The organism is Pseudomonas migulae (assembly GCF_043225285.1).
In the GTDB taxonomy this organism is placed as follows: Bacteria; Pseudomonadota; Gammaproteobacteria; order Pseudomonadales; family Pseudomonadaceae; genus Aquipseudomonas; species Aquipseudomonas migulae_C.
Genome location: NZ_CP171224.1, coordinates 4,792,118 through 4,814,565 on the forward strand (window position 1 = coordinate 4,792,118; position 22,448 = coordinate 4,814,565).

General features: G+C 60.1%; 17 protein-coding genes. 11 read left to right on the forward strand and 6 right to left on the reverse strand.

Translation table 11 applies throughout. The features are described from left to right. Nucleotides 1-213 precede the first annotated feature (213 nt). Nucleotides 214-2,133 (forward strand): ATP-binding cassette domain-containing protein, encoded by a 1,920-nt coding sequence (locus tag ACF6ZU_RS21935; protein ID WP_392886931.1) that lies wholly within the window; start codon nucleotides 214-216, stop codon nucleotides 2,131-2,133. Between the two features lie 166 nt (nucleotides 2,134-2,299). Here ACF6ZU_RS21935 and ACF6ZU_RS21940 read toward each other — a convergent pair whose 3' ends face one another. Continuing rightward, nucleotides 2,300-2,740: a universal stress protein gene (locus tag ACF6ZU_RS21940; protein ID WP_008028495.1), complete on the reverse strand. Its 441-nt coding sequence runs from the start codon at nucleotides 2,738-2,740 to the stop codon at nucleotides 2,300-2,302. Between the two features lie 104 nt (nucleotides 2,741-2,844). Between ACF6ZU_RS21940 and ACF6ZU_RS21945 the strand changes: the two genes are divergently transcribed. The 7 genes from ACF6ZU_RS21945 (at nucleotide 2,845) to ACF6ZU_RS21975 (ending at nucleotide 11,407) form a co-directional block, all read left to right on the forward strand. Then, the gene (locus ACF6ZU_RS21945) at nucleotides 2,845-3,282 is read left to right on the forward strand and encodes a hypothetical protein (protein WP_392886933.1); all 438 of its coding nucleotides are present in this window, start codon (nucleotides 2,845-2,847) and stop codon (nucleotides 3,280-3,282) included. A gap of 624 nt (nucleotides 3,283-3,906) precedes the next feature. Further along, nucleotides 3,907-6,054: a fatty acid oxidation complex subunit alpha FadB gene (gene fadB / locus ACF6ZU_RS21950; protein WP_392886935.1), complete on the forward strand. Its 2,148-nt coding sequence runs from the start codon at nucleotides 3,907-3,909 to the stop codon at nucleotides 6,052-6,054. 32 nt (nucleotides 6,055-6,086) lie between these two features. Next, nucleotides 6,087-7,262 carry an acetyl-CoA C-acyltransferase FadA gene (gene fadA, locus ACF6ZU_RS21955; RefSeq protein ID WP_008028488.1) on the forward strand — a complete coding sequence of 392 codons (1,176 nt, stop codon included), beginning with the start codon at nucleotides 6,087-6,089 and terminating at the stop codon, nucleotides 7,260-7,262. 99 nt (nucleotides 7,263-7,361) lie between these two features. Further along, a complete protein-coding gene (locus tag ACF6ZU_RS21960; RefSeq protein WP_046047845.1) occupies nucleotides 7,362-7,598 on the forward strand; it encodes a DUF1653 domain-containing protein in 237 nt (78 codons plus the stop codon). Nucleotides 7,599-7,712: 114 nt separating this feature from the next. Further along, the gene (gene topA, locus ACF6ZU_RS21965; RefSeq protein WP_392886937.1) at nucleotides 7,713-10,340 is read left to right on the forward strand and encodes a type I DNA topoisomerase; all 2,628 of its coding nucleotides are present in this window, start codon (nucleotides 7,713-7,715) and stop codon (nucleotides 10,338-10,340) included. A gap of 154 nt (nucleotides 10,341-10,494) precedes the next feature. Next, nucleotides 10,495-11,019, forward strand: coding sequence for a DUF6586 family protein (locus tag ACF6ZU_RS21970; RefSeq protein WP_392886940.1), 525 nt, complete (start codon nucleotides 10,495-10,497; stop codon nucleotides 11,017-11,019). Between the two features lie 154 nt (nucleotides 11,020-11,173). Further along, on the forward strand, nucleotides 11,174-11,407 hold the full coding sequence (locus ACF6ZU_RS21975) for a hypothetical protein (protein ID WP_392886942.1): 234 nt from the start codon (nucleotides 11,174-11,176) through the stop codon (nucleotides 11,405-11,407). An 86-nt stretch (nucleotides 11,408-11,493) separates the two neighbouring features. Here ACF6ZU_RS21975 and sulA read toward each other — a convergent pair whose 3' ends face one another. Both sulA and lexA read right to left on the reverse strand, forming a co-directional pair. Then, complete coding sequence (gene sulA, locus ACF6ZU_RS21980) at nucleotides 11,494-11,967, reverse strand: SOS-induced cell division inhibitor SulA (protein ID WP_392886943.1); 474 nt, start codon at nucleotides 11,965-11,967, stop codon at nucleotides 11,494-11,496. Between the two features lie 10 nt (nucleotides 11,968-11,977). Continuing rightward, complete coding sequence (lexA, locus tag ACF6ZU_RS21985; RefSeq protein WP_007944149.1) at nucleotides 11,978-12,586, reverse strand: transcriptional repressor LexA; 609 nt, start codon at nucleotides 12,584-12,586, stop codon at nucleotides 11,978-11,980. Between the two features lie 229 nt (nucleotides 12,587-12,815). Between lexA and ACF6ZU_RS21990 the strand changes: the two genes are divergently transcribed. The 3 genes from ACF6ZU_RS21990 (at nucleotide 12,816) to ACF6ZU_RS22000 (ending at nucleotide 15,440) form a co-directional block, all read left to right on the forward strand. Next, the gene (locus tag ACF6ZU_RS21990; protein WP_392886944.1) at nucleotides 12,816-13,523 is read left to right on the forward strand and encodes a TetR family transcriptional regulator; all 708 of its coding nucleotides are present in this window, start codon (nucleotides 12,816-12,818) and stop codon (nucleotides 13,521-13,523) included. A 156-nt stretch (nucleotides 13,524-13,679) separates the two neighbouring features. Next, nucleotides 13,680-14,690, forward strand: a complete 1,011-nt coding sequence (gene nagZ / locus ACF6ZU_RS21995; protein ID WP_392886946.1) for a beta-N-acetylhexosaminidase — start codon at nucleotides 13,680-13,682, stop codon at nucleotides 14,688-14,690. A gap of 12 nt (nucleotides 14,691-14,702) precedes the next feature. Further along, nucleotides 14,703-15,440 carry an S-methyl-5'-thioinosine phosphorylase gene (locus ACF6ZU_RS22000; protein ID WP_392886947.1) on the forward strand — a complete coding sequence of 246 codons (738 nt, stop codon included), beginning with the start codon at nucleotides 14,703-14,705 and terminating at the stop codon, nucleotides 15,438-15,440. 122 nt (nucleotides 15,441-15,562) lie between these two features. On the opposite strand, the gene ACF6ZU_RS22005 is transcribed toward ACF6ZU_RS22000, so the two are convergent. From ACF6ZU_RS22005 to mfd, 3 genes are read right to left on the reverse strand one after another with little or no spacing between them, the layout of a single operon-like run. Next, the gene (locus tag ACF6ZU_RS22005) at nucleotides 15,563-18,253 is read right to left on the reverse strand and encodes an SNF2-related protein (protein WP_392886949.1); all 2,691 of its coding nucleotides are present in this window, start codon (nucleotides 18,251-18,253) and stop codon (nucleotides 15,563-15,565) included. Nucleotides 18,254-18,264: 11 nt separating this feature from the next. Beyond that, nucleotides 18,265-18,831 carry a CsiV family protein gene (locus tag ACF6ZU_RS22010; RefSeq protein WP_392886950.1) on the reverse strand — a complete coding sequence of 189 codons (567 nt, stop codon included), beginning with the start codon at nucleotides 18,829-18,831 and terminating at the stop codon, nucleotides 18,265-18,267. Between the two features lie 10 nt (nucleotides 18,832-18,841). Continuing rightward, nucleotides 18,842-22,291: a transcription-repair coupling factor gene (gene mfd, locus ACF6ZU_RS22015; protein WP_392886952.1), complete on the reverse strand. Its 3,450-nt coding sequence runs from the start codon at nucleotides 22,289-22,291 to the stop codon at nucleotides 18,842-18,844. Nucleotides 22,292-22,448: the final 157 nt, after the last annotated feature.

Sequence of the window (22,448 nt, forward strand, 5' to 3'; positions counted from 1 at the left end):
GAGACATCCGGGCAGAGAAATCATGACAAGCGCAGCCATGGGCCGCACTGAATAATCTGTAGCTTAGCCTTTTGCCAGCAGCGGGCGAAAGCTTTGCGGGCCCGTCTGCATCAGTTCGCAACATTTGTCATGCAGAGTGTCGCCAAGGTGAAATTGCCGGCCTTCTGAAGCCTCAAGTCAGGTAGAATGCGCGCCCGGTTTTTGGAGAAGCTCATGACCCTGCTCAAATTCAGCGATGTGTCCCTTGCTTTCGGCGCTATGCCGTTGTTGGACAAGGTGTCCTGGCAGATCGCCCGTGGTGAGCGGGTGTGCATCATCGGCCGCAACGGCACTGGCAAGTCCAGCATGATGAAGCTCGTCAAGGGCGACCAGAAGCCCGACGACGGCTCCGTTTGGCGCGCACCCGGCCTCAAGATCGGCGAATTGCCGCAAGAATTGCCGGTCGCCGAAGAGCGGACCGTGTTCGACGTTGTGGCTGAAGGCCTGGACGGTGTCGGTGCGTTGCTGGCCGAGTACCATCACCTGAGCCAGAACATCGTCACCGACGCCGACCTGGACAAGCTGATGCACGTCCAGCACGACCTCGAAGCCCGCGATGGCTGGCGTTTGCAGACCCTGGTCGACAGCACCCTCAGCCGCCTGCAACTGCCGGCCGACAAGACCCTCGCCGAGTTGTCCGGTGGCTGGCGTCGTCGCGTCCTGCTGGCGCAGGCCCTGGTGTCCGAGCCGGATCTGTTGCTGCTCGACGAACCAACCAACCACCTGGACATCGGTGCGATCGCCTGGCTCGAAGAAGCGCTGAAGGATTTCCAGGGCGCCGTGCTGTTCATCACGCACGACCGTTCCTTCCTGCAAAACCTCGCGACCCGCATTCTTGAACTGGACCGTGGCGGCCTGATCGACTGGAACGGCGACTACGCCAGTTTCCTCGTGCACAAGGAAGCCGAACTGGCCGCCGAGGCCACGGCCAACGCGCTGTTCGACAAGAAACTGGCCCAGGAAGAAGTCTGGATCCGCCAGGGCATCAAGGCCCGTCGCACCCGTAACGAAGGCCGCGTCCGCGCCCTGAAAGCCTTGCGCGTCGAGCGCAGCGAGCGTCGCGAGCGCACCGGCAAGGCCAACATTCAGCTGGACACCGCTGACAAGTCCGGCAAGCAGGTGATGGTCCTCGAGAACGTGAGTTTCGCGCATCCGGGCGGCCCGTTCCTGATCAAGGATTTCTCGATGGTCCTGACGCGCGGCGACCGTATCGGCCTGCTCGGCGCCAACGGCACCGGCAAGACCACGCTGCTTAAGCTGATGCTCAGCGGTCTGCAACCGACCAGCGGCAAAGTGGAAGAGGGCACACGCATCGACGTGGCGTACTTCGACCAGTTACGCCACCAGTTGGACCTGGAAAAGACCGTGATCGACAACGTGGCCGAAGGTCGCGACTTCATCGACATCGATGGCCAGAGCCGTCACGTGCTGAGTTACCTCGGCGACTTCCTGTTCAGCCCGCAGCGTGCCCGCACGCCGGTCAAGGCGCTGTCGGGTGGTGAGCGTGCGCGTCTGTTGCTGGCGAAACTGTTCAGCAAGCCGGCCAACCTGCTGGTCCTCGACGAACCGACCAACGACCTCGACGTGGAAACCCTCGAACTGCTGGAAGAGGTCTTGCTGACCTTCAACGGCACTGTGCTGATGGTCAGCCACGACCGGGCATTCCTCGACAACGTGGTCACCAGCACCCTGGTCTTCGAAGGTGAAGGCAAGGTTCGCGAATACGTCGGTGGTTACCAGGACTGGTTGCGTCAGGGCGGTTCGCCGCGCCTGCTGGGCGTGACCGAGAGCAAGTCCGGCAAGGCCGACCTGACATCCGCCGTCGTCAAGGCTGAGCCTGCGCCGGTTGCGGCGGCAGTCGAAGCGCCGGTGGCGAAGAAAAAGCTCAGCTACAAGTTGCAGCGTGAGCTGGAAATGTTGCCGGGCCAGATCGAAGGCATGGAGCAGCAGATCGCTGCAGTTGAAGCGCAGATGGCCGATGTTGCCTTCTATCAGCGTCCTGCTGCCGAGACCGCCGCTGTGATCGCGTCGCTTGAGCAGTTGCAGGCTGAACTCGACGTGATGGTCGAGCGTTGGGCTGAGCTGGATGCCTGATTGATCCTGTAATAAAAAAAGCCCGGCGCTCAGTGATGAGCGCCGGGCTTTTCATATGCGATCCCTTGTAGGAGCCGGCTTGCCGGCGATCGCGGTTTGTCAGCTGGCATTGAGGTCGACTGATGCACTGCGATCGCCAGCAAGCTGGCTCCTACAAGGACCGGTTTCAGCTTTTGTTTTGCAGGCGCACGGCAAGTACGTCGCAAGGCGCACCGTGCAGCACGTCGTTGGCCGTGGAACCCAGCAGCAGCGCCAGGCCGTGTCGGCCATGGCTCCCCACCACGATCAGGTCACAGGTCTGTTCCTTGGCCAGGTGGTGAATCTCCTGGCGTGGCTGGCCGTAAGTCAGGTGGCTGTACTCTTTGGACAGTTCCGGGTACTTCACGATCAGCCGGTCGAGGCGTTCCTTGGCCTGATCGAACTGTTGCTGCTGCAACTGGGAAAGGTCCATCGGCACGTCGCCGCCAAAGGCCATGGCCATTGGCTCGACAATATGCACCAGGGACAGCTTCGCGCCGTTGCTCACCGACAGTTCGCGAGCTCGGTGGATGACAGGGTCGCACTCTTCGGTCAGGTCTACAGCGACCAGAATGTGGTTGTAGGGCATGAGGTGCTCCTCCTGAGGATTGCAATATTGGTAAGTATGGCTGGTTTCAAGCGCAGTGTTTCCAAAGTGACTCAAAGCGCTCATCAAGAATCGGGAGTACAGATATGACGGTCTGGATAGTGGTGTCAATCCTGTTGGTGGTTCTTAGCCCGCTGGCGTGGTTGCGTCCGTCCCGTGGTCAGAGCGGCCGCATGGCCCTGCGGATGGAGGCCCGGCGCATCGGACTGGCCATGCAACTGGCGCCTCAGGAGTGGCCGCACTGGCTGAGCCAGGAGCCGCCGAGCCCTTGCGCGCAGTACCATCGACCACGCCGGGGCAATCAGCCGACGTGCTGGAGCTACTGGCAGAAATCGCCGGGTGTGTGGGTGAATCAGTGGCAGGAGGTTTGCGAAGATCAGGTGCTGCTGAATCATTTCGAAAAATTGCCAGCCAACGTCTACAAAGTCGAAGCCGACAAACAAATGATCACCTTGTACTGGGGCGAGAAGGGCGACGCGGCCGTTTTGCAACAAATCGATGCAACTCTCAAAGCATTAGCCTGACCCCGGTCCCCTTGTAGGAGCGAGCTTGCTCGCGATAAACCTGAGAGCGCCGCTGGGTGTCAGAAACCCAGCGTTATCGTTAATGACCATCGCGAGCAAGCTCGCTCTTACAAGAGCATTCGCGTCTCTGCAGGCAATAAAAAGCCCGACATTCATCATCGGGCTGGAGTTGGCCAGGCAGGCCGGAAATTCGGTGTTGGCAGATCTTACGCTGGGCATTCGCCAAAAGCGTTCACATTTTTCTCAATCTCCCGCCCAGCGTAGCCTGTTAAACAAAGGCTGCAGCGAATTAGGGCGACTTTTCTAACTATTGATTCTATGAATGGCTTCGCATGCATCCGCGTGTTGCAGGCCTTCGTGGTGCGGAAATGACCGGAAAGTCGCGTTTCAACCCGCATTTTGGGCGATTGACAATTGTCGGAAATTCCGTGAAGGTGGCGTACCCAAATCAAACGGGCGTATGAATTGAGCGTTTGCATTGCAGAACGCTCCTACAGAATCCCGACTATCGCGTTGGCGGGTGTGCCGGGTGGATTGGCGTAGCATCGACGTTTAACGTCCTGCCAAGCCGGTCGCCTGCTTCCGACGTGTACTGTTCAGCTTCCATATCGTGGAGATCAGTTGATGATTTACGAAGGTAAAGCCATCACGGTTAAGGCTCTTGAAAGTGGCATCGTCGAACTGAAGTTCGACCTCAAGGGTGAGTCCGTCAACAAGTTCAACCGTCTAACCCTGAACGAATTGCGTCAGGCTGTAGACACCATCAAGGCAGATGCTTCGATCAAGGGTGTGATCGTCAGCAGCGGCAAGGACGTGTTCATCGTCGGCGCCGACATCACCGAATTCGTCGACAACTTCAAGCTGCCGGATGCAGAGCTTGTTGCTGGCAACCTCGAAGCCAACAAGATTTTCAGCGATTTCGAAGACCTTAACGTCCCGACTGTCGCCGCGATCAACGGCATCGCCCTGGGTGGCGGTCTGGAAATGTGCCTGGCGGCGGACTACCGCGTCATGTCCGTCTCGGCCAAGATCGGTCTGCCGGAAGTCAAGCTGGGCATCTACCCGGGCTTCGGCGGCACCGTGCGCCTGCCGCGCCTGATCGGTGCAGACAACGCTATCGAGTGGATTGCCGCCGGTAAGGAAAACCGTGCTGAAGACGCGCTGAAAGTCGGCGCAGTCGATGCAGTGGTTGCCCCTGAGAAGCTGCAGGAAGCCGCTCTGGAACTGATCAAGCGCGCCATTTCCGGCGAGTTCGACTACAAGGCCAAGCGCCAGCCGAAACTTGAAAAACTCAAGTTGAACGCGATCGAACAAATGATGGCTTTCGAAACCGCCAAAGGTTTCGTGGCCGGTCAGGCTGGCCCGAACTACCCGGCGCCGGTCGAAGCGATCAAGACCATCCAGAAAGCCGCGAACTTCGGTCGCGAAAAGGCACTGGAAGTCGAAGCCGCCGGTTTCGTCAAACTGGCCAAGACCTCTGCCGCGCAGAGCTTGATCGGTCTGTTCCTGAACGATCAGGAACTGAAGAAAAAAGCCAAGGCCTACGACGAAATCGCCAAGGACGTGAAGCAGGCTGCCGTATTGGGCGCCGGTATCATGGGTGGCGGTATCGCTTATCAGTCGGCGTCCAAAGGCACGCCGATCCTGATGAAAGACATCAACGAGCACGGTATCGAGCAAGGTCTGGCTGAAGCCGCCAAGCTGCTGGTAAGCCGCGTTGATAAAGGCCGCATGACCGCCGCGAAAATGGCTGAAGTGCTCAACGGCATTCGTCCGACCCTGTCCTACGGCGACTTCGGTCACGTGGATCTGGTCGTCGAAGCGGTCGTCGAGAACCCTAAGGTCAAGCAAGCCGTACTGGCTGAAGTGGAAGACAAGGTCAAAGAGGACACCATCCTCGCGTCCAACACCTCGACCATTTCCATCACCTTGCTGGCCAAAGCCCTCAAGCGTCCGGAAAACTTCGTCGGCATGCACTTCTTCAACCCGGTGCACATGATGCCGCTGGTTGAAGTGATCCGTGGCGAGAAGTCCAGCGAACTGGCCGTGGCCACCACCGTTGCCTACGCCAAGAAAATGGGCAAGAACCCGATCGTCGTCAATGACTGCCCGGGCTTCCTGGTCAACCGCGTTCTGTTCCCGTACTTCGGCGGTTTCGCCAAGCTGGTCAGCGCCGGTGTGGACTTCGTCCGTATCGACAAGATCATGGAAAAATTCGGCTGGCCGATGGGCCCGGCATACCTGATGGACGTGGTCGGCATCGACACCGGTCACCACGGTCGTGACGTGATGGCTGAAGGCTTCCCGGACCGCATGAAAGATGACCGCCGTTCCGCTGTCGACGTGCTTTACGAAGCCAAGCGCCTGGGCCAGAAAAATGGCAAGGGCTTCTACGCCTACGAGACCGACAAGAAGGGCAAGCAGAAGAAAGTTGCCGATCCGTCGGTACTGGAAGTGCTCAAGCCGATCGTTTACGAGCAGCGCGAAGTCACTGACGAAGACATCATCAACTGGATGATGATCCCGCTGTGCCTGGAAACCGTGCGTTGCCTGGAAGACGGCATCGTCGAAACCGCTGCCGAAGCCGACATGGGTCTGGTCTACGGTATTGGTTTCCCTCCATTCCGTGGCGGTGCGCTGCGCTACATCGATTCGATCGGTGTTGCCGAGTTCGTTGCCCTGGCTGACCAGTACGCTGATTTGGGCGCGCTGTACCACCCGACCGCAAAACTGCGTGAAATGGCCAAAACCGGCCAACGGTTCTTCGGTTAAGCGTCCCAACTTTTGAGCGAGAGTGAAATTTTATGAGCTTGAATCCAAGAGACGTCGTGATTGTCGACTTCGGTCGTACTCCGATGGGCCGCTCCAAGGGCGGCATGCACCGCAACACCCGTGCCGAAGACATGTCGGCACACCTGATCAGCAAGTTGCTGGAACGCAACGTCAAGGTTGATCCGAACGAAGTCGAAGACGTGATCTGGGGCTGTGTGAACCAGACCCTGGAGCAGGGCTGGAACATCGCGCGCATGGCGTCGCTGATGACCCAGATCCCGCACACCGCTGCCGGCCAGACCGTCAGCCGCCTGTGTGGCTCGTCGATGAGTGCACTGCACACTGCCGCGCAAGCGATCATGACCGGCAACGGTGACGTGTTCGTCGTCGGCGGCGTCGAGCACATGGGCCACGTGAGCATGATGCACGGTGTCGATCCTAACCCGCACATGTCGCTGTACGCGGCGAAAGCCTCGGGCATGATGGGCCTGACCGCTGAAATGCTGGGCAAAATGCACGGCATCACTCGCGAGCAGCAGGACGCCTTTGGCGTGCGCTCCCACCAACTCGCCCACAAGGCGACCGTGGAAGGCAAGTTCAAGGACGAAATCATCCCGATGCAGGGCTACGACGAGAACGGTTTCCTGAAACTGTTCGACTACGACGAAACCATTCGTCCGGAAACCACCCTGGAAAGCCTGGCCGCTTTGAAGCCAGCGTTCAATCCGAAGGGCGGCACCGTGACAGCCGGTACCTCGTCGCAGATCACCGACGGTGCTTCGTGCATGATCGTGATGTCGGCGCAGCGTGCACAGGACCTGGGTATCCAGCCTCTGGCGGTGATTCGCTCGATGGCGGTGGCAGGTGTGGATCCGGCGATCATGGGCTATGGTCCAGTACCGGCGACACAAAAAGCACTGAAGCGTGCGGGCCTGGGGATTAACGATATCGACTTCTTCGAGCTCAACGAAGCTTTCGCCGCACAGGCCCTGCCAGTGCTGAAAGATCTGAAAGTGCTCGACAAGATGAACGAGAAGGTTAACCTGCACGGCGGCGCGATCGCCTTGGGTCACCCGTTCGGTTGCTCCGGTGCGCGTATCTCCGGCACCCTGCTGAACGTGATGAAGCAAAATGGCGGCACCTTCGGGGTAGCCACCATGTGCATTGGTCTCGGCCAAGGCATCTCCACCGTCTTCGAACGCGTTTAAGCGTTCCGTCGACGGAAGCCGGGGCCAAGTGCCCCGGTTTTTGTTTTTCCGGATTTATTTTTGTTTTTATTTTGAAAAGATTTGAGTGAGGGCCAAACCATGCCGATACAACCAGGGCTCTACCAACATTACAAAGGTCCGCAGTACCGCGTATTCAGCATTGCGCGGCATTCGGAAACCGAAGAAGAAGTGGTCTTCTATCAAGCCCTGTATGGCGATTACGGCTTTTGGGTGCGTCCCTTGAGCATGTTCCTGGAGTCGGTCGAGGTTGACGGCGAACAGGTGCCACGCTTTGCTTTGGTGCAAGCCGAACCGAGCCTTTTTTCGAAGCCATAAGCTGAGTGCGCGCAAAACCCTGCGCTTGACCTCACCTTGTAGCCACTATATATAGCGGTGCCGCGTCAGGCGCCAACCGCCTTTCACTTCTAGAATTCAGGAATTTTCTGATCCATGGGCAAATCGCTGGTCATTGTGGAATCCCCGGCTAAGGCCAAGACCATCAACAAGTATCTGGGTAACCAATACGTGGTGAAGTCGAGTATCGGCCATATCCGAGACCTGCCCACCAGCGGTTCGGCTAGCGCCAGCAAAGAGCCAGCCGCCAAGCGCGGCAAGGCCGCCGCGGGCGAAGGTCCGGTGCTCACGCCGAAAGAGAAAGCGCGCAAGCAGCTTGTCTCGCGCATGGGTGTCGATCCCGATCATGGCTGGAAAGCCAAGTACGAGATCCTCCCGGGCAAGGAAAAAGTCATCGAAGAGCTGCGCCGGCTCGCCAAAGATGCTGACACCATCTATCTCGCAACCGACTTGGACCGCGAGGGGGAAGCCATTGCCTGGCACCTGCGCGAAGCCATCGGTGGTGACGACAGCCGCTACAAGCGCGTGGTGTTCAACGAAATCACCAAGAAAGCGATTCAGGAAGCCTTCTCCAAGCCGGGCGAGCTGGACATCGACCGTGTAAACGCCCAGCAGGCGCGTCGTTTCCTCGACCGCGTGGTCGGTTACATGGTATCGCCGCTGTTGTGGGCCAAGATTGCCCGTGGCCTGTCCGCCGGTCGCGTGCAATCGGTTGCCGTGAAACTGGTGGTCGAGCGTGAACGCGAAATCCGCGCGTTCATCCCTGAAGAATACTGGGAAGTCCACGCTGACCTCGGCACCGCCAAGGGCGCCACCGTGCGCTTCGACGTGGCCCGCGAGAAGGGCGAAGCCTTCAAGCCGCTGAACGAAGCCCAGGCCATGGCCGCGCTGGAGAAGCTCAAGGCTTCCAGCTACAGCATCGTCAAGCGCGAAGACAAACCGACCAGCAGCAAGCCGTCGGCACCGTTCATCACGTCCACCCTGCAGCAGGCCGCGAGTAACCGCCTGGGCTTCGGCGTGAAGAAAACCATGATGATGGCCCAGCGTTTGTACGAAGCGGGCTACATCACGTATATGCGTACCGACTCCACCAACCTCTCGGCTGATGCCGTGACGATGGCGCGTACTTATATTGAAAGCGAGTTCGGCAAGAAGTACCTGCCGGAAACCCCGAACGTCTACAGCAGCAAGGAAGGCGCGCAGGAGGCTCACGAAGCGATTCGTCCGTCCGACGCCAACACCGAGCCAAGCAAGCTGTCGGGCATGGAGCGCGATGCCGAGCGTCTGTACGAGCTGATCTGGCGCCAGTTCCTCGCCTGCCAGATGCTGCCGGCCCAATACCTGTCGACCACGGTCACCGTCGGTGCCGGCGATTTCGAGCTGCGCGCCAAGGGCCGTATCCTCAAGTTCGACGGTTACACCCGCGTCATGCCGCAAATCGCCAAGCCTGGCGATGATGACGTGCTGCCGGACATGGCCCAGGGCGACGCGATGAAGCTGATCAAGCTTGATCCGACCCAGCACTTCACCAAGCCGCCGGCGCGTTACTCGGAAGCGAGCCTGGTAAAAGAAATGGAAAAACGCGGCATCGGTCGTCCTTCGACCTACGCGGCGATCATTTCGACCATCCAGGACCGCGGCTACGTGGCACTGCACAACCGTCGTTTCTATTCGGAAAAGATGGGTGACATCGTCACCGAGCGTCTGTCCGAGAGCTTCTCCAACCTCATGGACTACGGCTTCACCGCCGGCATGGAAGAGAACCTCGATGACGTGGCCCAGGGCGAACGCGACTGGAAAAACGTGCTGGACGAGTTCTACGGCGACTTCAAGAAAAAACTCGAAGTGGCCGAAAGCCCGGAAAACGGCATGCGTGCCAACCAGCCGGTAATGACCGACATCCCGTGCACGACCTGTGGCCGCCCGATGCAGATTCGCACTGCATCGACTGGCGTATTCCTCGGGTGCTCGGGTTACAGCCTGCCGCCGAAAGAGCGCTGCAAGGCCACCGTCAACCTGGTGCCGGGCGATGAAATCGCCGCGGACGACGAGGGTGAGTCGGAATCCCTGGTGCTGCGCGGCAAGCATCGTTGCCCGATCTGCAGCACGGCGATGGACGCTTACCTGCTCGACGAAAAGCGCAAGTTGCACATCTGCGGTAACAACCCGGATTGCGACGGCTACGAAATCGAGGAGGGTACTTACCGCATCAAGGGCTACGAAGGTCCGAGTCTGGAATGCGACAAGTGCGGCAGCGAGATGCAACTCAAGACAGGCCGTTTCGGCAAGTTCTTCGGTTGCACCAACGCAACGTGCAAGAACACCCGCAAGCTGCTGAAAAGCGGTGACGCGGCGCCGCCGAAGATGGACCCGGTGAAGATGCCTGAGCTGAAATGCGAAAAGGTCAACGACACCTACATCCTGCGCGACGGTGCTTCCGGGCTGTTCCTGGCGGCCAGCCAGTTCCCGAAAAACCGCGAGACCCGTGCGCCGCTGGTCATGGAAATCATCCCGCACAAGGATGAAATCGATCCGAAGTACCACTTCCTCTGCGAAGCGCCGAAGAAGGACCCGGATGGTCTCCCGGCCGTGATCCGTTACAGCCGCAAGACCAAAGAGCAGTACGTGCAGACAGAAGTCGACGGCAAGCCGACTGGCTGGAAAGCGTTCTATGATGGTGGCAAGTGGAAGGTCGAGGACAAGCGACCGGCTGCGAAGGCTTAAATCGCAAGACCTTGTAGGAGCGAGCTCGCTCGCGATAAACCTGAGAGCACCGCGGGGTGTCAGGCATCCCGCGTTATCGTTGACGTCCTTCGCGAGCAAGCTCGCTCCTACATGACCTGCGTTACGCAATTATTTCGTTGTGGAGGCTGCCGTCATGGCCCACGAACTCTATACCCGTACCAACCAGAAGATTTATTTCGCCGGCCTGTCGCTGGAAGCGCTTGCGAAGGCCGAAGAGGGGCGGGCGATGAATTCCCTGGCGCTGATTCAGGCCGGGCGCGAATCGGCGTTGTTCCACCTGTACGGTGCGCTGCTCGGGCTTTGCCATGAAATCGCCGGCTTCTATCGGCTGTCGCAGGCCAATGCACCGCGGGCGGAAATGCTGCTGACCCGGGAAGTACTGGAAGCCATCGCCATTCCTGAAATGGCCGAGATGGTGGAGTTGGCGCAAAACCCGGAAACCTGGCTGGCCAAGTTGCTGTCGGCGCATGCGGCACTGTTTCAACCGCCGCGTGCACCGCACAAACCGAAGGGCGATGTGACACAACCGTTGATTCTGGCCGTTAACCTGGATGAAGAAGACGCGCCTGAAGAGCTGAGTCGTGAAGAGCTGGAGAGCTGGCGTCAGAACCTGAAGGGGCTGGCGATCCGGTTTCGCGAAGGATTGAACGAGTGCTGAAGGATTGAGCGTTCGACGGACGGTTGAGAGGCTGTCCGTTCAGGGATGAGCGTGTTGTCAGAAATTTCTCTTCGTGGTGGCATCTGGTCAAGATCCCGAGCGAAGCCTGGCTGATGCCTATATAATCCCCGCCTTTCGTGGAGAACAGACCTTTATGCCTACGTCCTTTCTAGAAATTGTCGAGTTACCAGACGGCCGAATCGAGCTACGAAGGGCTGAGGACGAGGGTTCTCTGGTTACTTTGAATTTCTCCGAGGATGCCAAGGCGTTCCTGCAAGGCCAGCACGTGGAAGTCGCCAAGGCGATGTTGAGCGTCGGCGTTCAGATGGCCGGTCGCCTGGTTGAAGGTGATTTCAACACGGATGAGGCTTCTCGGGTCCTTCATTGATCCCGTTCGTCGCTTTTTACTGATACTGCTACAGATCGGCTTCTCTGTCCTTGGAGAAGCCCCGCGTTGCTCGACGCACTCTTTGTTTAACCCAATCGAATATTCAGGCTCTGTGCATCCCCGGTCCGGGCGGCGCTGACCAGCTGCTGCCGTGATGCTGCGTTCAATGGATTCAGCCAGCTGACGACAGTGTGGCTGCGGCCCAGGCGCAAGGCTTCGCAGGTCAACTGTTGTGCGCTCTGGGTGCCGCGTGGTTGCAGCAGCAGGATGCGTTCACGATTCAGGCCGGCATCTCGCAACCAGGCTTGTGTCAGGCTGGCGGGCGGGGCGATCAATGTCAGCCAACGCGCGTCCTGATCCTCGCTCAATTCCCTGAGGATCGGTGCCAGAAGGCTCAGGCAGTTCCCGGCCGCACCACGCAATGACAGCTCACTGAAAACTTCGGGTTCGGCGCTCCAGGGCGACTCGACCACGTCTTTCAGAATCGGTGCCATCGGCTGCACCATGAACGCCTCGAACAACGGCAGTTGGGCTTGCTGTGATGTGTGTGGGAACTGCATAAAGCCTCCTTTAGCGGCGAATGACGCCAACACTCAAGCCTTCGATCACCAGTTCCTGATCTTTCAGGTTCACTTCGATAGGGGCGAATTCAGGGTTTTCGGCAATCAGCCAGACTTTGCTGCCGTCACGCTTGAAGCGTTTGACCGTTACTTCGTCGCCGATCCGCGCTACCACGATCTGGCCGTTGCGGGCTTCACGGGTGGTATGGACGGCCAGCAGGTCGCCGTCGAAAATGCCCACGTCCTTCATGCTCATGCCATGCACGCGCAACAAGTAGTCCGCACGAGGATGGAAGAAGGCAGGGTTGATGTTGCAGGATTCTTCAATGTGCTGTTGCGCAAGGATCGGTGCGCCTGCGGCGACTCGACCGATGATGGGCAGCGTGGATTCGTCAGCCTTGGCTTCGAAACCAGGGATGCGAATGCCGCGGGAGGCGCCGGGGGTCATCTCGATCGCGCCTTTGCGGGCCAGGGCCTTGAGGTGTTCTTCCGCCGCGTTGGGCGACTTGAACCCTAGTTCCTGAGCGATTTCCGCGCGGGTCGGCGGATAGCCGTTGTCTTCCAGGCAGCGTTTGATGAAGGCCAGAATCTCGGCTTGGCGTGGCGTCAGCTTTAGCATATTGATCGCTCTGTCTTTTTATACAGTGACTGGGATTATATACAGTGAAAGCATCTTGGCAATGCCCCTTTTTTTGATGTCCGCCAGACGGTCAGTCAGCCCGCTGATTAACACCACACTGTTGTATGGTTAAATAGCTGACTGACCATTCCCGAAACGAACCGCCAGGCTTGACAAGGCCCGGGCTGAAACGTATGTTTCAAACAAGTGTTTGTCAGGCGGAGTAGCCATGGCCCAGTCGGAAACCGTTGAACGCATTCTCGATGCTGCCGAGCAATTGTTCGCGGAGAAAGGTTTCGCTGAAACCTCGTTGCGTTTGATCACCAGCAAGGCCGGCGTCAACCTGGCGGCGGTGAACTATCACTTCGGTTCGAAGAAGGCGCTGATTCAAGCGGTCTTCTCGCGCTTCCTCGGCCCTTTCTGCCTGAGCCTCGACAAAGAGCTGGAGCGGCGCCAGGCCCGGCCGGAAAACAAGCCGACCCTGGAAGAACTGCTGGAAATCCTCGTCGAGCAAGCCCTCGTGGTGCAGCCACGCAGCGGCAACGATCTCTCTATCTTCATGCGTTTGCTGGGGCTGGCGTTCAGTCAGAGCCAGGGTCACTTGCGTCGTTATCTGGAAGACATGTACGGCAAGGTGTTCCGCCGCTACATGATGCTGGTCAACGAAGCCGCGCCTCGTATTCCACCGATTGAACTGTTCTGGCGTGTGCACTTCATGCTCGGCGCCGCGGCGTTCAGCATGTCGGGCATCAAGGCCTTGCGTGCGATTGCCGAGACCGATTTCGGCGTCAACACTTCCATTGAGCAAGTGATGCGTCTGATGGTGCCGTTCCTGGCGGCCGGGATGCGTGCCGAAACCGGCGTCACCGACACGGCCATGGCCACCGCGCAATTGCGTCCGCGCAGCAAATCGACGCCGGTTGCCGCCAAGGTTTAACCGCACGGGTGGGCGCGGCAGCTGACATCCGCTAAGCTAGCCGCCCATGCCGACTCTCGTTCTGAACCCGCTCCCCATTTTTATCGCTGACCTGCCGGGCATGGCCCTGGGCGGCGAATGCGTGCGAGCCGGGTTTCTCGTTATCAAGGAATCACTATGACTGCTGGCCTGCAAGGCTCGTTGATGGTGGACGTCGCCGGTACCTGGCTGACGGCCGAAGATCGCCAATTGTTGCGCCAGCCTGAAGTGGGCGGCCTGATCATTTTTGCCCGCAACATCGAGCATCCGCGCCAGGTGCGCGAACTGAGCGCGGCGATCCGTGCCATTCGTCCTGATCTGCTGCTGGCGGTGGACCAGGAAGGTGGGCGGGTGCAGCGTCTGCGTCAGGGCTTCGTGCGATTGCCCGCCATGCGCGCCATCGCAGACAACCCGAACGCTGAATACCTGGCTGAGCAATGCGGCTGGATCATGGCCACCGAAGTGCTGGCGGTCGGCCTCGACCTGAGTTTCGCTCCGGTGCTGGACCTGGATTACCAGCGCAGCGCGGTGGTTGGTACTCGCTCGTTCGAAGGCGATCCGGCGCGCGCGGCGCTGTTGGCGGGTGCATTCATCCGCGGCATGAACAGCGCAGGCATGGCGGCCACCGGCAAGCACTTCCCCGGTCACGGCTGGGCCGAAGCGGATTCCCACGTTGCCATCCCGAATGACGAGCGCAGCCTCGACGAGATCCGCGCCAACGACCTGGTGCCGTTTGCCAAGCTGAGCAAGCAACTGGCCGCCGTCATGCCGGCCCATGTCATTTATCCACAAGTCGATTCCCAGCCGGCCGGCTTCTCCCGCCGCTGGTTGCAAGACATCCTGCGCGGCGAATTGCAGTTCGACGGCGTGATCTTCAGCGACGATTTGTCGATGGCCGGCGCCCACGTGGTTGGCGATGCCGCCAGCCGTATCGAAGCCGCGCTGACCGCAGGCTGCGACATGGGCCTGGTGTGCAACGACCGCGCTGCCGCGGAACTGGCGCTGAGCGCCGCCCAGCGTCTGAAGGTCAAACCGTCCGAGCGCATTGCCCGGATGCGCGGCCAGTCCTACGCCAGCACCGAATACCGTCAGGATCCACGCTGGCTGGCGGCCATGGGTGCGCTCAAAGACGCTCAACTGATTGATTAAGGACTTTACGTTATGACGGTTTACGCGATTATCGGTGGCACCGGCCTGACCCAGCTCGAAGGTCTGAGCATTCGTCAGTCACTGGCGGTGGACACTCCTTATGGCGCGCCTTCGGCCGACGTGCAGATCGGCGAGTACGCCGGCAAGGAAGTGCTGTTCCTCGCGCGCCACGGCCACCCGCACCGTTTCCCGCCGCATCAGGTGAACTACCGCGCCAATCTCTGGGCGCTGAAACAGGCGGGTGCCGAGGCGATCCTCGCGGTCAACGCCGTGGGCGGGATTCATGCCGCGATGGGCACCGGGCATTTCTGTGTGCCGCATCAGCTGATCGACTACACCAGCGGTCGCCAGCACACCTACTTTGCCGATGACCTGGAACAGGTCACTCACATCGACTTCAGCTATCCCTACAGCGAAGCGTTGCGCCAGCAGTTGATCGCGGCGCTGGCCGCTGAAGGCGTCGGCTACAGCAGTCATGGCGTTTATGCTTGCACCCAGGGGCCACGTCTGGAAACTGTGGCTGAGATCGCGCGACTGGAGCGTGACGGCTGCGACATCGTTGGCATGACCGGCATGCCGGAAGCGGCACTGGCGCGTGAGCTTGAGCTGGATTACGCCTGTCTGGCGCTGGTGGTGAACCCGGCGGCGGGCAAGTCGACGGCGGTGATTACCATGGCCGAGATCGAGCAGGCATTGCATGACGGGATGGGGAAGGTGAAGTCGACGTTGGCGCGGGTGCTCAAAGGTTAGGCAGTCGATAGATCGAGTCGACGCTATCGCGAGCAGGCTCGCTCCCACAAGGGATTTGGTTAGGCCAGAATCCCTGTGGGAGCGAGACCGGCTTGCCGGCGATGGCGATCTAACAAGCACCGCTACTTGTCGATCTTCTCCGGCAATGGCGCAAACAACGCCTCGATATCATCACTCTGCAACTTCCAGTCCCCGGCCTTGCGCCCATCCAGCACGCCCGCAGCGAGGTCGGATTTTTCCTTCTGAAGGTGCTGAATCTTCTCTTCCACCGTGCCCCTGGCAATCATCTTGTAGACGAACACCGGTTTTTCCTGGCCAATACGGTACGCACGGTCTGTCGCCTGGTTTTCCGTCGCCGGGTTCCACCACGGATCGTAATGAATCACCGTGTCCGCTTCCGTCAGGTTCAGGCCCACGCCACCGGCCTTCAAACTGATCAGAAAGATCTGACGCTTGCCGCTCTGGAAATCCTTCACCGGTGAGCGTCGATCGCGGGTCTGTCCTGTCAGCAGCGCATAGTCGACGCCACGCTTCTTCAGCTCGACCTCGATCAGCGCAAGCATCGACGTGAACTGCGAGAACAGCAGGATCCGCCGACCCTCTTCGAACAATTCCTCAAGCATTTCCATCAGGCTGTCGAGCTTGCCCGACGTGCTTCCACGCGCTGGCAGGGCAGCGTCGTTGACCAGGCGCAAATCGCAGCAGACCTGACGCAGTTTCAGCAGCGCCTCCAGAATGATGATCTGGCTGCGCGCCACGCCCTTGCGGGTGATCTCATCGCGCACCTTTTTGTCCATGGCCAGGCGCATGGCTTCGTACACATCGCGCTGGGCTTCGTTGAGCTCGACCCAATGGATGATTTCCGTCTTCGGCGGCAATTCCGTCGCCACCTGTTCTTTGGTCCTGCGCAACAGAAACGGTTTGATCCGACCGTTCAGGTGTTGAAGTCTTACTTCGCTGGCGCGCTTTTCAATCGGCACGCGGTAATCGCGGTTGAAGCTTTTCACATCACCCAGCCAGCCCGGCAGCAGAAAGTGGAACAGCGACCACAGCTCGCCCAGGTGGTTTTCCAATGGCGTACCGCTCAGGCACAGGCGCTGGCGAGCATTCAGCTCGCGGGCGGCGTGGGCGGCTTTGCTGTTGGGGTTCTTGATGTATTGCGCTTCGTCCAGCACCAGCACGTGCAGCGGCTGTGCGGCCAGGCGTTCGACGTCCTTGGGCAGCAGCGCATAGGTGGTGAGGATCAGGTCGTAATCGGCCAGCGTGTCGAAATGCTTCTTGCGACTGGCGCCGTACAGCGCCAGCACTTTCAGTTGCGGCGTGAAGTGCGCCGCTTCGTCGAGCCAGTTGGGAATCAGGCTGGTGGGCATCACCACCATGCACGGCCGATCCAGGCGTCCGGCGTTCTTCTCGCTGAGCACATGCGCCAGGGTCTGTAGGGTTTTGCCCAGGCCCATGTCGTCCGCGAGAATCCCGCCGACCTCCAGTTGTCGCAACGACTGCATCCAGCTCAAACCTTCCAGCTGATACGGGCGCAGCGTCGCGTTCAAGCCTTCTGGTGCCGAGGCGGTGTAATCCTTGATGTCCCGCAGGCGCTGGGCAAAGGTGCGGATTTGCTCGCCACCTTCCCAAAGCAGTGGCATGTCTTCCAGCGGGTTCAACCGAATGGCGTCGGCCTTGCTCAGGCGCAGCGTGGTCTCGCCGGGCTCTTGCAGGTAGAACTCGCCAAGGGTCGCCAGTACCGGTTTCAAGCGACCGAAGGGCAGGGCCACTTGCAGCGGGCCGTGCTCGGAGTTCGGGCGATTGGGAATGTTGACCAGAATCAGCTCGTCGTCGCGGCGACGGGCGAGGCGTTCCGGGTTGAGAATCTCGGTGTGGGAACGCATCAGGTTCAACAGGATCGGCAACAGGCTCAGCCGTTCGCCGTTGACGATAATCCCCAGTTCAAGATCGAACCAGTCGCGCTCCGGCGCCTGCTCGACGGTGGCGTACCAGTCGTCCACGGCGGTCAGGTCGAAGCCGAAATCCTCGTCGATCTGCAGTTCCCAGCCTTGAGTGCGCAGCTTCGGCAGCTCGTTGAGGGTAAACGTCAGCCAGGCGCTGTCGTTGACCATCTCGTAGAGTTCGCCGGCGCTTTCGGGCAGTGCTTTGCTTTGCCGGGTGGCGACTTTGAAACCGAGGATTCTCAGCTGTTCCCTGTAGGCCTGTTCGACCTCCGGGTGGCGTTTTATCCGCAGAGTCTGCGTCTCCTGACGAATCAGGATGTCGGCGTTTTTCTGCCCGCAGACGTATTCATCCAGATAGCTGAAGGACAACGCCGCGCGATGCTGGATATAGCGCTGCATCTTGCCGTTACGCGGTTCGAAGGCGCTGAACTCGATACTTGCCAGCCACAGGCGCGGCACCGGTTGCACATTGTCCACCAACACTTGTGGAGGTGCTTTGGGGCTGCGGTTTTCCAGCACGGCCTGAAGCTTTTCCAGCAGTTCGGCGTCTTGCGCGGCAGCAGGGTAGTCGAGGGTTTCCTGTATTTTCAGCAGCACTGCAGCGCAATGTTTGCAGTTGCTGCGGACCGGACATGTGCAGGTGGCGTCGACCATCAGCAAAGTCGCTTTGGCTGACTCGCGCAGGCGAATGGTCTGACGGTAGACGTTACCGCCAGAACCTTCGCACGCGGCAGTGATGGTCGCGTCGCCAACTTCCACGATCCTGACGCGGTTCTCCAGCGCATAGCGGCGGCCGCGCTCCAGGCTTTGTTCCTTGAACCGACTGACCCAAGAAGGTGCCAGGGGTTTGCTCAGGGTCGCGGGCATAGGGACTTCAATCAGTCCGGAATTTCATCGGGGACTGGCCGGGGCGCAGGGGCGGTGAGCGAGGTGATCTTGATCAACAGGCCGAGGTGGCCATTGTCGAGGAAGTTCAGCTGGCCGTTCTTGGTGTGGCTTTCCTGCTTGAGGCGTTCGCTGGCGGTGACCATGCCATTGCCATCGATCTGGTTGACCCAGAAATCCGCATCGACATCGGTGAAGCGTCCCAGCTTCAGGTTCAGCGTGCCCTCGATCGGGAACTGGCCGAACTGCTCGGTGCCTTCGCTGATCGCGACTTTGCTGGCTTCTTCGCCGAGGTTCTGTTGCCAGGCCTTGTGCAGCAGTACGGTGTATTCGTTGCTGGCGGTGAGCTTTTCCACTTCGCCATTCAGGCTCGGCGTGCGCAGGCTCTCGGGGCTGATGCGCTGGGCGCCAGCCGCCCAGTCTTCCGGTGCGGCGCGGCTGACGATGGCGGGCACGGCGTTCTGCCGGACCAGAATCATTTCGATCTGATACAGGTCATCGGCAAACGCCGTCGGGGCGACCAGGGTGGTCAGCAAGGTCAGTAAGCGAAACAGGCGCATGCGGCGTCCTTCAAGCAGTTTTCGGAATGAGGCATTCAAGCAATGCCTCTACAGTATTAAAGCGCTCTTCCGGGCGCTCCATCGGGACCATGAATTTAAACATCGTGGCGCCTTCGAATTTGTAGCGTTTGGGCTGGCCCTGAATCAGTTTGATCAGGGTCAGCGGGTCGACCGGTGTCTGCGCCGCGAACTCGATCCGGCCGCCTTGCGGGCCGCCGTCGACCTTCTTGATGCCCAGCAATTCGGCCTGCAACTTCAGCGCGGTAATGCGCATCAGGTTCTTGGTCGGCTCCGGCAGCAGGCCGAAACGGTCGATCATCTCCACTTGCAGGTCCTTGAGGCCGTCCTCATCGGTGGCCGAGGCAATGCGCTTGTAGAGAATCAGCCGCGCGTGGACATCCGGCAGGTAGTCCTCGGGAATCAGCGCCGGCACCCGCAGGTTGACTTCCGGGCCACCGCCCAGCGGCTGATCGAGATTCGGTTGTTCGCCCTTGCGGATCGACTTCACCGCGCGTTCGAGCATCTCCATGTACAACGTGAAACCCACGGCCTGGATCTGCCCGCTCTGCCCGTCGCCGAGCAGTTCGCCGGCGCCACGGATTTCCAGGTCGTTGGTGGCGAGCACGAAGCCCGCACCGAGGTCCTGGGTATTGGCGATCGCCTCCAGACGCTTTTCCGCATCCGGGGTGATTTGCTGGCGCGGCGGTGTCAGCAGATAAGCGTACGCCTGGTGGTGACTGCGACCGACACGGCCACGCAGCTGGTGCAACTGCGCGAGGCCGAACTTGTCGGCGCGCTCGATGATGATGGTGTTGGCACTCGGCACGTCGATGCCGGTCTCGATGATGGTCGAGGCGATCAGCACGTTGAAGCGCTTGTGGTAGAAGTCGCTCATCACCTGTTCGAGTTCGCGCTCACGCATCTGCCCGTGGCCGATGCCGATCCGCGCTTCCGGCACCAGTTCGGCGAGGTCGGCGGCGCATTTCTCGATGGTCTTCACGTCGTTGTGCAGGTAGTAGACCTGGCCGCCACGCAGCAACTCACGGAGCAGGGCCTCTTTGACCGTGCTCTTGTTCTGCTCCATGACGAAGGTCCGCACCGACAGGCGACGGGCCGGAGGCGTGGCGATGATCGACAGGTCGCGCATGCCCGACACTGCCATGTTCAGTGTGCGCGGAATCGGCGTCGCGGTCAGGGTGAGGATGTCGACTTCGCTGCGCAGCGCCTTCAGCTGTTCTTTCTGGCGGACGCCGAAACGGTGCTCTTCGTCGATGATCACCAGGCCGAGGTTTTTGATCTTCACGTCGTCCTGCAGCAATTTGTGCGTGCCGATGACGATGTCGATCTTGCCTTCGGCGAGGTCGGCGACGGCGGCATTCACTTCCTTGGCCGACTTGAAACGGCTCATCACTTCCACGGTCACCGGCCAGTCGGCGAAGCGGTCGCGGAAGCTGTTGTAATGTTGCTGGGCGAGCAGGGTGGTCGGCACCAGGATCGCCACCTGACGGCCGCCGTGCACGGCAATAAAGGCCGCGCGCATGGCCACTTCGGTCTTGCCGAAACCCACATCGCCGCAGACCAGGCGGTCCATCGGTTTCGGCGCGAGCATGTCCGCGCGCACGGCTTCGATGGTGGTTTGCTGGTCCGGGGTTTCTTCGAACGGGAAACCGGCGCTGAAGGTCGCGTAATCGGCTTTCGGATCTGCGAACGCATAACCTTCGCGAGCGGCGCGGCGGGCATAGATGTCGAGCAGCTCGGCGGCGACGTCGCGCACCTGTTCGGCGGCTTTGCGTTTGGCTTTCTGCCAGGTTTCCGAGCCGAGGCGATGCAGCGGAGCCAGGGCATCGTCGCTGCCGGTGTAGCGGGCGATCAGGTGCAGGTTGGCCACCGGCACGTACAGCTTGGCGCCTTCGGCGTATTGCAGGGTCAGGAACTCGGCGGCCTGATCGTCGATTTCCAGTGTGGCCAGGCCCAGGTAGCGGCCGACGCCGTGATCGATGTGCACCACCGGCGCGCCTTCGCGCAGCTCGGTGAGGTTCTTGATCACGGCATCGTTGTTGGCGTCGGCGCGTTTTTCACGACGCCGACGCTGCATCACGCGCTGACCGAACAGCGGACTTTCGGCGACCAGCGCCAGGGCCGGATCGTCGAGCACCAGGCCTTCGTCGAGCGGTGCGATGGTGATCGCCAGGCGTTCCTTGCTCGCAACGAAGTCCGGCCAGCTGTCGACGGTTTTCGGTCGCAGCTTCAGGCGCTCCAGCAACTCCAACAGCACTTCGCGACGGCCCGCGGACTCGGCGGTGAACAGCACGCGACCGGGGAACTCGTCGAGGAAACCGGCCAGCGCCGCCAGCGGTTGGGTGGCCTTGGCTTCGATGGCCAGGTTCGGCAGTTCACGCGCCGGGAAGCGTTCGCGACCGACGCCGGTTTCCACGTCCTGTTGGCTGGCGACGACGCGCGGCCAGTTCTTCAGGCGTGCGAAGCAGTCTTCCACCGGCAGGAACAGCTCGGCTGGCGGTAATAAAGGACGGGACGGATCGACGCGGCGCTCTTCATAACGATTGCGTACGTCGTTCCAGAAATTCTCCGCCGCCTGCTCGATGCCTGGCAGGGAAAAAACCTGGGTGTCCTGGGGCAGGTAATCGAACAGCGTTGAGGTTTCGTCGAAGAACAACGGCAGGTAGTACTCGATACCGGCGGGTGTAATCCCGCTGCTTAAGTCCTGAAAGATCGGGCAACGGCGGAAGTCGACATCAAAGCGCTCACGGAAGCGTGCCTTGAAGCGGGTGACCGCATCTTTCTGCAGCGGGAACTCGCGGGCCGGCAGCAAGCGGACCGTGTCAACTTTATCGATGGAGCGCTGGTTTTCCGGATCGAATGTGCGCAGCGTCTCGATTTCGTCATCGAACAGGTCGATCCGGAACGGCAGTTTGCTGCCCATCGGGAACAGGTCGATCAGCGAGCCGCGTACGGTGAATTCGCCGTGTTCGTACACCGTGTCGACGTAGCGATAGCCGCTGGCTTCAAGCCGTGTGCGCATCTGCTCGACGTCGAGCTTCTGGCCAACGTCCAGCACCAGGCTGCTGCCCAGCAGGAACTTGGTCGGCGCCAGGCGATGCAGCGCCGTGGTGATCGGCACCACCAGCACGCCATGGCTCAACTCCGGCAATCTATATAGAGCAGAGATGCGCTGGGAAATGATGTCCTGGTGTGGCGAAAACAGATCGTAGGGCAGGGTTTCCCAGTCGGGGAAATGCAGCACCGGCAAATCCGGGGCGAAGAACCCCAGCTCCTGCTCCAGCCGTTCGGCACTTTGGCTGTCGGCGGTCAGCAGCAGGGTAAAGCGCTTGGCAGCGCTGGCAGCCTCGGCGATGGCCAGGCTGAGGGCGGCACCGGGCAAGTTGCCCCAGTGCTGTTTACCTGCCGCGGCAGGGAGAAGCGGTAGACGCAGAACGGGCACGGAAGGTTGAGCTCCAAGCGTTGCGACAAAGTCGGTAATTGTAGCGGCCCCGGGTGCCGCCTGTCAGTTGCTGACTGTGTCTATTACGCAGGTTTGGCGAAATGTAGTGGTAAAGACAATATCCGCCGGTTTTTTGCTGAAAATTACCGATTATGTA

Excerpts from the sequence above, each read along its gene's own strand:
- ACF6ZU_RS22000 (WP_392886947.1), top strand. The coding sequence starts at position 14,703 with ATGACGGTTTACGCGATTATCGGTGGCACCGGCCTGACCCAGCTCGAA.
- ACF6ZU_RS21935 (WP_392886931.1), top strand. The coding sequence starts at position 214 with ATGACCCTGCTCAAATTCAGCGATGTGTCCCTTGCTTTCGGCGCTATG.
- fadA (WP_008028488.1), top strand. The coding sequence starts at position 6,087 with ATGAGCTTGAATCCAAGAGACGTCGTGATTGTCGACTTCGGTCGTACT.
- ACF6ZU_RS22005 (WP_392886949.1), bottom strand. The coding sequence starts at position 18,253 with ATGCCCGCGACCCTGAGCAAACCCCTGGCACCTTCTTGGGTCAGTCGG.
- ACF6ZU_RS22010 (WP_392886950.1), bottom strand. The coding sequence starts at position 18,831 with ATGCGCCTGTTTCGCTTACTGACCTTGCTGACCACCCTGGTCGCCCCG.
- ACF6ZU_RS21940 (WP_008028495.1), bottom strand. The coding sequence starts at position 2,740 with ATGCCCTACAACCACATTCTGGTCGCTGTAGACCTGACCGAAGAGTGC.
- ACF6ZU_RS21945 (WP_392886933.1), top strand. The coding sequence starts at position 2,845 with ATGACGGTCTGGATAGTGGTGTCAATCCTGTTGGTGGTTCTTAGCCCG.
- topA (WP_392886937.1), top strand. The coding sequence starts at position 7,713 with ATGGGCAAATCGCTGGTCATTGTGGAATCCCCGGCTAAGGCCAAGACC.
- ACF6ZU_RS21970 (WP_392886940.1), top strand. The coding sequence starts at position 10,495 with ATGGCCCACGAACTCTATACCCGTACCAACCAGAAGATTTATTTCGCC.
- ACF6ZU_RS21990 (WP_392886944.1), top strand. The coding sequence starts at position 12,816 with ATGGCCCAGTCGGAAACCGTTGAACGCATTCTCGATGCTGCCGAGCAA.
- ACF6ZU_RS21975 (WP_392886942.1), top strand. The coding sequence starts at position 11,174 with ATGCCTACGTCCTTTCTAGAAATTGTCGAGTTACCAGACGGCCGAATC.
- lexA (WP_007944149.1), bottom strand. The coding sequence starts at position 12,586 with ATGCTAAAGCTGACGCCACGCCAAGCCGAGATTCTGGCCTTCATCAAA.
- sulA (WP_392886943.1), bottom strand. The coding sequence starts at position 11,967 with ATGCAGTTCCCACACACATCACAGCAAGCCCAACTGCCGTTGTTCGAG.
- ACF6ZU_RS21960 (WP_046047845.1), top strand. The coding sequence starts at position 7,362 with ATGCCGATACAACCAGGGCTCTACCAACATTACAAAGGTCCGCAGTAC.
- fadB (WP_392886935.1), top strand. The coding sequence starts at position 3,907 with ATGATTTACGAAGGTAAAGCCATCACGGTTAAGGCTCTTGAAAGTGGC.
- nagZ (WP_392886946.1), top strand. The coding sequence starts at position 13,680 with ATGACTGCTGGCCTGCAAGGCTCGTTGATGGTGGACGTCGCCGGTACC.